We start from the raw sequence: 12,634 nt of genomic DNA on the forward strand, positions 1-12,634 counted from the left end.
ATTTAAAGATTTTACTATGCCATTACAACTGACTGAAATTGAGCGCGTAAAAACCATTTCGAAAGAAGATTTTTACACCAATTTTGTAAAAAAGCAAAAACCAGTTGTGGTTGAGCAGCTAACAGCTGATTGGCCTGCTTATAAAAAATGGAATTTAAACTATATCAAAGAAATTGCCGGTGACAAAATAGTTCCACTATATGACGACCGTCCTGTTTCTTATAAAGATGGATTTAATGAAGCGCATGCCAATATGAAAATGGCTGATTATGTTGATCTTCTTAATTCAAAGCCTACTAACTTTCGAATTTTTCTGTATAATTTAATGCAGGAAGTACCTGTATTAAAAAAAGACTTCCTCTGGCCTGACATCGGTTTGCGACTTATCAAGCAACTCCCTATGTTGTTCTTCGGAGGCGAAAATTCAAAAGTTTTTATGCATTTTGATATTGATTATTCCAACATTCTGCATTTTCATTTTCACGGAACCAAGCGATGTGTTTTATTTGCGCCGGAGCAAACGCCTTATCTGTACAAAGTCCCTTTCTCCTTAATTTCCCGGGAAGATATTAATTTTGACACTCCTGATTTCAATAAATTTCCTGCTTTGAAACAAGCTAAAGGTTATGTTACCGAATTAAAACACGGAGAAATGCTTTATATGCCGGAAGGCTATTGGCATTACATGAAATACCTCACTCCCGGTTTTTCTATGAGTCTAAGAGCTTTTCCCAGAAGCATCGTTAAATTATCGAAAGCGGCCTATAATGTATTTATCATGAGACACATCGATAATTTTATGAAAAAAAGAAAAGGCCAGAAATGGATTGATTATAAAAACGACAAAGCAATAAGCACGACCAATAAGAATTTGACCAAGTAACATTTTGATTGTGTAAATATTGTATTAATATAAAAAAATAGAGAATTCTTTTATGGATATCGCCTTTAGATTCCATAAAAAAATCCATTCTGCTTAACAGAACGGAATCTAATATGATTTTTAAATTAGTTATTTCTTTCTAAAAAATGAGCTTTTTAGAAATTACCTTACCACTTGTTAAAATTACTTTTACTACTACTATTTGATTAATCAAAGCGATATTTGAAGTACGGAATACGGTATTATTTACAGCTTCTTTCTCGAACACTTTTCTGCCTTGCAAATCAAAAACCGTAATTCGTTTAATATTTTCAAGAGGTGATTCTATTTTTAATTGCATGTTGTCTTTGGCAATTGTTATCGAATTTTCATTTGCACCAAAAGCCGCTGTCCCTAAAGCTTTATCAGTATAACGCAAAACAAAACGATCATTAAACGTTCCTACTTCAGTATTGAAACTGAACTCCCCCGTTTTTAAATCAAAAAGTGTATTGTTTAATTTATCTTCGATAAAGACATCCTGGCCAGAAAGCAATCCATCAACTTCATCAATTTTAATGACAAAACTTCCTGCTGACACTGTTGAGAACCCTAATTTAATTTCATCTGCTTCAAACGGCAAAGCTTTTCCTTGAATCACTAATTTCTTGTCTTGAATAATACTATAGAAATTTAAATACTGATTGCCATTTAAACTTTCACTATTAAAACCCGTATCATAATCATTATTAGCTCCATCAATATAACCAATTAAGATCTGCTTGAAAGCGCCTTGACTGTTGGATAAATTCAGCCAGATGCGATGTTTCTCCACCTGATTTAATTTTTTAGGTGTATCAGCTTTGAAAAAATTAAAATTTTGTCCCACTACTCGCATATTATTATCAAAAATAGCATTCCCGCCATTATTAACACCAGTTACAAAGAATGCTTGCCCAGAAGCAATTTTGCCATCCGGTTTTGAATTATTTACTCCCGATTTTAAAGCAGGGCTCGTTCCCACTCCTCCCAATAAATTATAAACCGCATAATCATCCGAGGTATACTGATTATTTGTAATCGCGGTATTATGTGTCCATAAATAAATACTGCCGTCTATAATTCCTTTATTAGCGATGATAAAAGAATCAGCATTAATTGCTGAAGGATATGGATTTCCAATCAAATTATAGGTTTTAGCTACAGCTATTGGAGCCAGCACCCGTCCATTGTTTGGAATGCCTTTAAAAACAGCCTCATAAACCGTTTTGGCAGTTGTTGAAAAACTCTGCGGACCGCGAATAATATAGCCTTTCCCCGCTATCATAGCATTTGCCGGACTCTCATTCCACCAGGAATCATTTATCGCGTGATACGAATAAAACTTATCGGAGAGCGTTTCGGGTGATACATCGAATAATTTTTGATTAGAAACCGGGGAAGACCAGTAGGTATAATCCATTTTAATAATAGGAGTGGTTTTTCTTTTTAAATGAATTATTCCTGAATTATGCACCTGCTCTTCGGATTGATATAGGGCTGCATTGTTTTCTAAAATTAATGTGCCGGCACCGGAATATTCGAAAACTACACCCAGAGTTTTTCCATCCGAAATTGTAACTGTATTCCCCGAGCTGATCGAGCAAGAACAGGAATTAATTGTTTCCGATACACTATAATTCCCATTAAAAACCAATGTTCTTTCCACCGACGGGATCCCATTGCTCCAAGAATTTCCATTCCAATTGGAACTATTGGTGCACAATTTAATACGAGCCACACGATGCTTCGTTACACCGGAAACCGAATTGAAATTCCCACCAATCATCACCTTATTACTTGGAGTGAAACAAATACTATACAATGTGTTGTTTAAATTTACCGAGAAAGTAGTGTCATAAATCCCGTTTGAAAGCAGTCTTACCATCCGTTTTACCGCAGTCCCATTGTACGTTGCTGCAAAGGTTCCTCCAATTAAAAGTCGGTCATCGGGTTGAACCAAAATAGTACGTATCTCCCCGCTGCTAAACCCTAATCCTGTTGAAAAAGTTGAATCTAAACTCCCATCCGTATTCAATCTTACAATTTTTTTTGCGGAAATGCCTTTATAATTCAGGAATGTCCCGCCGACAACCAACTTATTGTCGGATTGTAATGCGATTGAATACACATTTTTATCGAAACCGACACCAGTGGAAAATCCATAATCGATACTGCCATTTGTATGTAAACGAACCACTCTGTTGTAGGACAAACCATTAAAGAAAGAAAACTGCCCACCCAAAAGTATTTTGCCATCCGGTTGCAACACAACAATTTCGATTATAGCATCCGCCCCTGCACCAACATTAAAGCTAGAATCCAAAGTTCCGTCGGACAGCAAACGAGCAATTCTGTTTATCAAAATGCCATTATAGCTTGTGAAATTCCCCGCGACAATTATTTTACCATCAGGCTGTAAGGCTAGAGCGTAAACCTGATTATTAAACCCTGTCCCAACGGAGAAGGTCGCATCAGCGGATCCATCGGCTAAAATTCGCTTTATTCTGTTTGCAGTCACACCGTTGTAGCTTGTAAAAGCCCCTGCGATGACAATCTTACCATCCTTTTGGACAATCGCACTTTTAATGCTATTATTCGCTCCTGCACCGGAAAGATTAAAAGAAGAATCAATGGCTCCGTCATCGAACAATCGCGCGATTCTGTTACAACTTATACCGTTAAATTTGGTGAAATTTCCAAAAGCCATCGTTTTGTTATCGGCTAAGGCAATCACTTTCAAAACAGAGCTATCAAAACCAACTCCGGCGGTAAGATACCCGATATCTAAAGATCCTGTCACATCAATTTTAGCAAGCCTTCCTTGATTCTGGGAATCGAAAACAGAAAATGAACCACCAACATACCACGAGTTTGATGAATCCTCTGTCAGCGCATAGACTATACCGCCTCCTGGTCCGGATCCGATATCAAATCCCGGAACAATAACCCCATTGCTATCCAGAAGAATTACTCTATTTACATCGGTACCATTATAAGTTCCGGTAAACGAACCTCCAACCATAATAGAACCTGCAGCATTTACTTTTATAATTTCAACGACTCCGTTACTGAATCCTGATCCGGAAACAAAAGAGGCATCCCTGCTTCCATCGGGATGCAACCTGATTATTTTATTGGCAGGTGCTCCATTGAAATTTAAAAACTCACCACCCACAATAATTTTTCCATCGGATTGTGTTGTAATAGCTGCTACATTATCGTCAAAACCTGTTCCTTGCACAAAAGTAGCATCTACAGTTCCATTAGTATTTAATCGAATTATTTTGCCGCACGCAGTTCCGTTAAATGAAGTAAATGATCCTCCCAAAATTATTCTCCCATCTTTCTGAATGTGAACTTCTTCTACCAACGAACTTGCACCAACTCCAATTGCGAATGATGTGTCTAAATTTCCGTTCGTTAAAATCCTCGCCACCCGATTAGCAGTGATGGCGTTGTACTTCGTAAAACTACCTGCAATAACTACGCTTCCATCAGTTTGCAACGCTACTCCATATACAATCCCGGGATTTACGGCTATTGGAGTATTAAAACTAACGTCCAGAGAACCATCTATATTTAATCGAACTAATTGGTAAGCAACTTTCCCATTAAACGCTGTAAAAGAACCTCCCAGAATGATCTTCCCATCGGGAAGCACTAGGGAACAATATACCTTCCCATTAATTCCGGAGCCCAAATTAAAAGAAGTATCTTTTGATCCATCGGGAAATAAGCGGCATACATAAGGAGTCGACGCGCCATTAAAATTCAGAAAATCACCTCCCACAATTAGTTTCCCATCCGTTTGTAAAGAAACTGTTCTTACGGTAGCGTCAAAACCATCTCCCTGTAAACCGTCATCGAAGGTATTGAATGTATGGTCTAACTTTCCTTGTTGGGGATAAACATCATTGAGTGACGAAAAACTAACAATAATAACGAGATAAAGGAGTGTTGTTTTCAAAATTTATGTGGATTTTGGATTCAATTATGAATCGCAAGACGACTCCTAATTTTAACTTTCTTTGTTTGCCTATATAAAAGTAAAAAGAAAGAATGTTTTTCACAATACCCACATTTAGTGATATTTACATAAAAATAAAGTCCATTTATTTTATTTTTAAACCCATTTTAAAACACAAAAAAAATCCCATTCTGAACAAACAGAATGGGATTATCTAATACATTTTAAAGTTGTTCTACTGTATTTAATAAAGGACTTTTTTAGTGATTACTTTTCCATTTGTTAAAGACACTTTCACTAAAACAACCTGATTGGTAAGTTTAACATTAGAAGTTTGAAACTCATTAGCATTTATTCCGGTTTTATCAAACACTTTTCGTCCCAGCAAATCAAAAACAGTAATTTGATTTATGTTCTCACCTTGAGATTTTATCTTTAATTCACTATTATCCTTAGAAATTAGAACACTTTCTTCATCTAATTCAAAATCAGCTGTCGCTAACGTTTTATTGGTGTAACGCAATACAAAGCGTTCATCGAAAGTACCTTTTTCAGTAGTGAAGTTGTACGGACCGTTTTTCAAATCGTGAGTTACATTAAGAACCTTATCTTCGACAATTATGTTTTGATTTATAAATAATCCGTCAACCTCATCGATACTAATTGAAAAACCACCTTGTATCGTAGAACTATACCCCAATGGAATGATATCATTTTTATCAAATGGTAAAGCCCTGCCTTGTATCGTTAGATTTTTATCTTCATTAACACTGTAAAAATTAACGAACTGATTTCCATTAAAACTTTGCCCGTCAAAAGAAGTGTCATATCCATTGGTAGCACCGGTTATATACCCAACTAACATTTGCTTGAAAGCGCCTTGACTATTTGTAAGGTTTAACCAAAAACGGTGTCTTTCCAATGCATTTGTTTTTTTCGTTTTGTTTTTAACTTTAAAAAACTGCGAGTTATCCATTATTTTATCTTCATTTCCTAATCTCATATTGTTTTTAAATACAATAGGAACCTTTACTGGAGCAGGAACGCTAATTGTGAAAAAAGATTGACCTGCCGCTATTTCACCAGTTGGTTTTACACTGCCGCTTAGAGATTCGGCACCTCCTTTATCATAACGCGCACCATTAGTTCCAATTCCTCCGGTAAGATTATAGGTAGCATAATCATCCGAAGAATACGCATATACTCCTGATCCCGGATTACTAACATTAGTCCCAATTGGAGTTTTATGCGTCCAGAAATAAAGCGTACCCGTTAAAACGGAACTATTGGCCATTAAAAATTTATCTGCATCTAAAGCCGATGGATAAGGATTCCCTACAAGATAGTAAGCTTCCCCTTTTGTCACTTCAGGACCTACAATAGTTCCATTGTGTGGCACTCCAATAAAAGTAGCACGATACGTATTAATTGGATTTGGCGCAATATGACTTTGTGGACCTCGAATAATATACCCAATCCCTGGTTGCATTTCTTTTGACGAATTTTCCTGTACCCATTTATTGTCTGCAGCGTTATAAGAAAAGTACTTATCCCACAATGTTTCTGGAGACAATTGGTATAAGGTTTGCTTAGACACAGGCGAAGACCAATAGGTGAAATCAAATTTATTTACGGTTGTTCTTGTTTCTCTTTTATAAATTATATCTCCCGTATTAACAACATCATTGATCTGAACCAAGCTGGCATTGTTCTCGAAAGTTAAAGTTCCCGAACCTAAAACCTTAACTTCATTACTTATTTTTAAAGTCTTTCCGTCAGTAAAAACAACAGCTGCTCCCGAGTTCACTTTACAGGAGCATCCTTCTACAACGGTAGCTACAGTATCTGTTTCTGAATTGTAATTTCCGCTAAAAATAAGGGCTTTTGCACTTGTTGGCGGCCCATTAGTCCAAGCTCCTACACCGGAAACAACATTCCATGTTGCCGTTACTGGAGCTATTATCGATACCGGTGTACTGCGAGAAATGCATCCGGAGGCATTCTTTGCCGATACATTATAAGTTCCCACTGCCACATTATAAAAAATACCTGTTGTGTTTGTATAATTTATTCCATCAATACTATAATTCAGACCAGCTTGTGCGGCTACAGTTATTGTTCCTGTAGAAATAGTACAAATCGGTTGGGTTACCGATGTTGCTGGTGCGGTTGGTACTGCATTTACCGTTACCGCATAATTTGCAGAAACAGTTCCGTTACCACATGCATTTACGCCATAAACTGTAAGATTTCCTGAAGTAGCATTCGCTGCAAATGTTATTGTCGGAGTTCTTGTAGCCCCTGTAATTGTTGCACCTGCTCCAGAATACGCCCAACTATAACTAGTGGCATTGGTTATTGCAGGAACAGAATAACTTACTCCTGATTGCCCTTGACAAACAGTTGCTGGTCCGGTAATTGTGCCAGCTGCTGTTGGTAAAGGATTTACTCTAACAGGAATAGATTCTGAATTAGAAAAAGAATTTCCGTCATAACTTGTCGTGCAAGTAAGAGTAACAACATAATTCCCTGCTATGCTACTAACAATATTTGTATTCTTTCCAAATACAGTTGTAGTAATATTGTTGGGGTCTTTTATTGACCACGTATAAATAAGACCAGTGCCTATTGGACCAGACATACTTCCAGTCAAATTAATAGTATTTCCTGCGCAAACAGGCGATGCAGCGGTTACAATTGCATTAAGAGTCCCTCCACTTTGAATCAAGGTCTGAAATGTAAATCCTGCTTCAGAATTACCTTTACAGGCAGCAAATTCTAAAGGTCCCATATAAATAGATTGATTATTACTACAATCTCCTCTAAGCCCGCTTTCGCCAGTAACTAATTGAATACTTGCGCCTGAAGGCAATTTCAAGTTCACTTTGTCGAAGAATCCAATATATCCAGTCGCATTGACGATAATATTCTGCGTAACAATATTATAATTAATTATTGAATTACTAAGCCCATTTAACAATAACGAACCGCTAATTGTAATTGTACCAATTGCATTAGTTGTTATACCAGCACTCCCAATGTTGATGGCATGCCCTGCCTGAACCAGAACAGAACCGGTGCCAGTAAACTGTCCTGGATAACCTTGTGGTGCTGTTCCAGAGGGAGTAACCCACGAAGAGCCATTATAATACTGCCAATTTGCTTTATTTAACCAATCTCCGCTTCCTTGAGAACGATAATCTCCTGTAGCTTGAGCAAAACTCACTGTTTGAACAAAAACTAAAAAAAGAGTGAAGAGTAATTTTTTTATCATATTGTATATTTTTGAAATATCATTTAAACCCAAATTATTTTGAAAAAATCCGTAACCATCATTAAATCCGTTAAACTGTTCTTACATTCAGTTAGTTTTTGAAAGGATAATGCTGTTTAGATTTTAGGCACAAAACTATAATTGTGGTTGTCCCCGTTTTGAATATTCACGAAAGAAAAATGGAAGTAATTTTTCATTAACATTGTAGTACGTAGGTTATATAATTAATAGATTTTTGGCATACAAATATTAAAAAATATTGTACCATAATACAATTAAGTCGATAAAGTGCATTTATATCCGTTACACTACCATTTTGCAAGGATTATTTATTAATTTATTTAAAAAAAAATAAAATTATATTTTATACACCCTCGACCATTCCTGTTTTTTAACAGTAAATTAGAATAAAAAAAAGTGTCATTTTCAACAAATAAATCGTTAATTTCAGACCTTTAAAAAACAACCCATGAATCCCGTTTACTCCATAAAAGAAGCCATAAATAAGATTGAAAATTACTGTGCTTATCAGGAACGCTGTCATGACGAAGTGGTGCAAAAATTGCGCAGCATGAAAATGGATTCTGAAGAAACTGATACCATCATGGTGCATCTGATCAGTGCTAATTTTTTAAATGAAGAACGATTTGCCTGCAGTTTTGCCAGAGGAAAACACCGCATTAAATTTTGGGGAAAAATCAGAATTGTCAATGAATTAAAATTTCGGAAAATTACGCAGTACAATATAAATTTGGCACTAAAAGAAATCGATCCTCAGGAATATTTATCCAATTTTGACACCGTTGCAGAAAGGAATTGGGAATCGATTTTAGAAACCAACAATCTGAAAAAGCGCAAAAAATTCTGCGACTATTTACTTCGAAAAGGCTTCGAAAGTAATTTAATTTACGAAAAAGTTAGAGAATTGGAAAATTCGAACACAGATGACACGAATGCAGTGGATCAGTACCCAATTTAAATATTCCAGACGCTTCGTAACTGCTACTGCTTAATTATTTCAGCCACGAATTACACCAATTTGCACGAATTCCTTTTTTCTTTTTTAAAAAATTAGTGAAAATTAGAGTAATTCGCGGCTACCTTTTTTATGCGTCGACATCTGTAAATTGAATCGCTATAAACTCAAAAGCACGCTCACCGCATTACCACCAAAACCAACGGCATTGACTAAAACTTTCTTTATTACGCTGTCAGGGTTTTGAATCTTGACTGGGGAATTTGCAAAAGGTACTGCGATGACTTTGTTATGTTGCATCATCAATATCGCAAGTTCCATACTCAAAATCCCCGATGCTCCAAAAGTGTGTCCAATTTTCCATTTATTAGTGGTTAATAAAGGAATGGTTTCGCCAAAAACTTTTTTTATGGCTTTGTATTCCGTCAAATCTCCTTTTATGGTTCCCGGAGCGTGCATGACAATAACATCAACTTCGGACAAACTGGTGTTTTGCAATGCCATTTTCATTGATTTTTGGAAACAAGTCGCCTCTGCCGAAATAGAAATATTATGTTCCAGAATCTCCGTAGCATAACCAATTCCTTCGATGTATGCCAAGGCATTTTCCTTTTTCCCTATTTCGAGACAACACACGCCGGCACCTTCGCCAAGGATCATGGTATTCTTCTTTTTTTCTAAATCAAGTGCCCGATTGGGATATTCTTCGATACTGTTCGAATAAATTTTCAACGCGCGCATTTGGGCGATCGTAAAATCAGTTAAAGGCGCTTCAGTACCACCCACTAAAAATTTATCCGCCATTCCCGCTCGTAACCATGCAACACCGTTTAACACGGCATGCAACGCTGTAGAACAGGTAATAGAATGCGATATTTCCGGTCCCGAACTTTGTAAATCATGGGCAACCCAAGAAGAAATATTCCCCAAAGTCGTCGTTGGTGAAGCCAAAGTTTGTACTTTCCCGGTTTGTAAATACTCTTGATAATGTTTTTCGAATAAATCCGTGGCACCGCGAGAGGAACCGATATTGATTCCAAAAACGTCATTCTGCGTCCAACCCGCGTTGCGCATCGCTTTTCGTGCAGCTGCCATTGCATACAAAACTGATTTATCCAATGATTTATATTTACTGTCTGACGCTCTTAATTCAGCAACTACTTGTTTTGAATCACTGTCTAATTTAGCAACAAAAGTTTTCTTATGATCTAAAACATGTTCCGTAAAACAATGGTCTTCCTTGAGATAGTTTTCCCAAATAACTTTTGAGTCAGTACCCAATGGAGAAATGGAAGCTATGGCGGTTATGGAGATTGTTATTGACAAGATAGTACTATTAATTAGCGACAAAGATCGCAAAGTTTTTCTTAAAATTGGCACACGAATAGCACCGATGCTACTGACAAAAACGCATTTTTTTAATCTGTGAAAATCCGTTTAATCCGTTAAATCTGTGGCTAAAAAAAAGCACACGGATGACACGGATCTAAACCGATAAAAACGGATTTTTTAATTCTGTGAGAATCCGTTTAATCCGCTGAATCCGTGGCCAAAAATTACACTATTTCTAACGCATTTTCGACCACTTGATATACTTTTTGTAATTGCTCATCTGTAATAATGTACGGAGGCAAAATGTACACAATATTACCAACCGGACGCAGAATCACGCCGTTTTCGATAAAGAAACCATAGAGTTTGTTGCGTAAACTTCCATAATAGCTGGCAGCACTTTCGGTTTTTATTTCTAAAGCAAAAATGACTCCCAGTACTCGTGTTGTAACTACTTTTGGATGATTTTTTATATGTTCTTGAAAGTCCAAATGACTTTTATTTACTCGAACAATATTCGCTTGCATTTCATCAGTCTGCAACAATTCTAAACTAGCCAAAGCTGCAGCACAACCTGTTGGATTTGCTGTAAAGGTGTGTCCGTGAAACAACGCTTTATTGATATCGTCATCATAAAAAGCATCGAATAAATCCTGCGTAAAAGTCGTAATCGCCATAGGAATCGTTCCTCCGGTCAACGCTTTAGACAGGCACATCATATCTGGTTTTTCAATCAAATAATCCGTTGCAAAGGTTTTTCCGGTTTTTCCAAAACCTGTCATCACTTCATCCGCAATAGTAAGCACATTATTCTGCTGACAAATTCGCATCAATTTATCTAAAGCTTCCGCTTCATACATCACCATCCCTGCGGCTCCTTGAACCAATGGCTCAAAAATAAAGCCCGCACAATTATTATTTTCTATAACATTCTGTAAAGCATCGTAACTTACTTGTTCCATTCCTTTAACCGGAACCGGAATCCGAACCACATCAATAAACATCCCTTCAAATGCTTCCATAAAAAACGAGATTCCACTTGCTGCCATAGCACCAAAAGTGTCACCGTGAAAAGCATTTTCGAAAGCAATTATCGTCGTTTTCTTTTCATTTTTATTGAAAAAATATTGCAGAGTCACTTTAATTGCCACTTCAACAGCCGTAGAACCATTATCCGAAAAGAATATTTTTTGTTGATTTTTTGGTAAAATTTCCATCAATTTCTCGGCAACCAAAATAGCGGGTTCATGTGTAAATCCACCAAACAAAACATGCTCTAATGTTGTAAGTTGTTTATAAATGGCATCGGCAATAAACGTATTGGAATGTCCGTACGGATTTACCCACCACGAAGCGATTGCATCAATATATTCTTTGTTGTTTTCGTCCCAAAGCAAAGCGCCTTTTCCCTTTTTTATAGCAATAGGTAATGCTGCAGTTTTATGTTGGGTATATGGATGCCAAAGATACTGGCCGTCTCGTTCAGTTAAAGTCATTTGATTTTTGATTTTGCAATTGCCATTGAAATTGCTATTATAGTTTTAGCAAGTTTTCTCGAAGTAAATCTGCATACTCTTTGACTACATTTTGGTCAAAATACGGTTCTTGTTCTATTCGTCCAATGTAATTTACTCCCGTTTTACTCAGAATTATTTCTTCTGTAGCTTTATTTTCATCTCCGGAGAACACTATTCCCGCAACTGCGATTTTTCTGTTTTTCAAGGCTTCAATCGTCAGCAAAGTGTGATTGATACTTCCTAAATAATGCCGAGAGACCACAATCACTTTATAATCATTTTGGATTAAATCAATCACACAATCGGTATCATTTAATGGTACGAAAACACCTCCTGCTCCTTCAACAACCAAATGATTTTCTGTTTTGGGTTCGATAAAATTCTTTAAGTCGATAGTAATTTGGTCCAATTCAGCAGCAAAATGCGGACTGGCTGGTGTATTCAAAGCATAACTATTGGGATGAATCACCGTCTTTTTATTGGACAAAAACGATTTGATTTTATGGCTGTCGGAGTTTAGTAAATCACCCGCTTGAATGGGTTTCCAATAATCAGCTTCTAAAGCTTCTGTTATAATGGCTGATGCGATAGTTTTGCCTACATCGGTTCCAATTCCTGTTATAAATAGTTTCATATAATTAGCACACGGATGACACAGAGTTAA

At 36.7% G+C, this 12,634-nt stretch carries 7 protein-coding genes; 2 read left to right on the forward strand and 5 right to left on the reverse strand.

The genetic code is table 11. The features are described from left to right. The first annotated feature begins 16 nt into the window (after positions 1-16). Complete coding sequence (locus tag E0F89_RS00110; RefSeq protein ID WP_131907844.1) at positions 17-883, forward strand: cupin-like domain-containing protein; 867 nt, start codon at positions 17-19, stop codon at positions 881-883. Positions 884-1,022: 139 nt separating this feature from the next. On the opposite strand, the gene E0F89_RS00115 is transcribed toward E0F89_RS00110, so the two are convergent. Continuing rightward, on the reverse strand, positions 1,023-4,871 hold the full coding sequence (locus E0F89_RS00115; protein ID WP_243699443.1) for a T9SS sorting signal type C domain-containing protein: 3,849 nt from the start codon (positions 4,869-4,871) through the stop codon (positions 1,023-1,025). Positions 4,872-5,115: 244 nt separating this feature from the next. Further along, the gene (locus E0F89_RS00120; protein ID WP_131907846.1) at positions 5,116-8,145 is read right to left on the reverse strand and encodes a T9SS sorting signal type C domain-containing protein; all 3,030 of its coding nucleotides are present in this window, start codon (positions 8,143-8,145) and stop codon (positions 5,116-5,118) included. 469 nt (positions 8,146-8,614) lie between these two features. Here E0F89_RS00120 and E0F89_RS00125 point away from each other — a divergent pair, with 469 nt between their 5' ends. Next, positions 8,615-9,124 (forward strand): regulatory protein RecX, encoded by a 510-nt coding sequence (locus tag E0F89_RS00125; RefSeq protein WP_131907847.1) that lies wholly within the window; start codon positions 8,615-8,617, stop codon positions 9,122-9,124. A gap of 156 nt (positions 9,125-9,280) precedes the next feature. Here the strand turns inward: E0F89_RS00125 and E0F89_RS00130 are convergent, their stop codons facing one another. The 3 genes from E0F89_RS00130 to bioD all read right to left on the reverse strand — a co-directional run bounded on the left by E0F89_RS00130 (position 9,281) and on the right by bioD (position 12,604). Beyond that, on the reverse strand, positions 9,281-10,447 hold the full coding sequence (locus tag E0F89_RS00130; RefSeq protein WP_131907848.1) for a beta-ketoacyl synthase N-terminal-like domain-containing protein: 1,167 nt from the start codon (positions 10,445-10,447) through the stop codon (positions 9,281-9,283). A gap of 230 nt (positions 10,448-10,677) precedes the next feature. Beyond that, entirely contained in the window at positions 10,678-11,949 is a 1,272-nt protein-coding gene (bioA, locus tag E0F89_RS00135) for an adenosylmethionine--8-amino-7-oxononanoate transaminase (protein ID WP_131907849.1), read from the reverse strand. Between the two features lie 37 nt (positions 11,950-11,986). Further along, positions 11,987-12,604: a dethiobiotin synthase gene (gene bioD, locus E0F89_RS00140; protein WP_131907850.1), complete on the reverse strand. Its 618-nt coding sequence runs from the start codon at positions 12,602-12,604 to the stop codon at positions 11,987-11,989. Between the last annotated feature and the right edge of the window lie 30 nt (positions 12,605-12,634).

This window comes from Flavobacterium caseinilyticum, assembly GCF_004349085.1.
Taxonomy (GTDB): domain Bacteria; phylum Bacteroidota; class Bacteroidia; order Flavobacteriales; family Flavobacteriaceae; genus Flavobacterium; species Flavobacterium caseinilyticum.

Excerpts from the sequence above, each read along its gene's own strand:
- E0F89_RS00110 (WP_131907844.1), top strand. The coding sequence starts at position 17 with ATGCCATTACAACTGACTGAAATTGAGCGCGTAAAAACCATTTCGAAA.
- E0F89_RS00120 (WP_131907846.1), bottom strand. The coding sequence starts at position 8,145 with ATGATAAAAAAATTACTCTTCACTCTTTTTTTAGTTTTTGTTCAAACA.
- E0F89_RS00125 (WP_131907847.1), top strand. The coding sequence starts at position 8,615 with ATGAATCCCGTTTACTCCATAAAAGAAGCCATAAATAAGATTGAAAAT.
- bioA (WP_131907849.1), bottom strand. The coding sequence starts at position 11,949 with ATGACTTTAACTGAACGAGACGGCCAGTATCTTTGGCATCCATATACC.
- bioD (WP_131907850.1), bottom strand. The coding sequence starts at position 12,604 with ATGAAACTATTTATAACAGGAATTGGAACCGATGTAGGCAAAACTATC.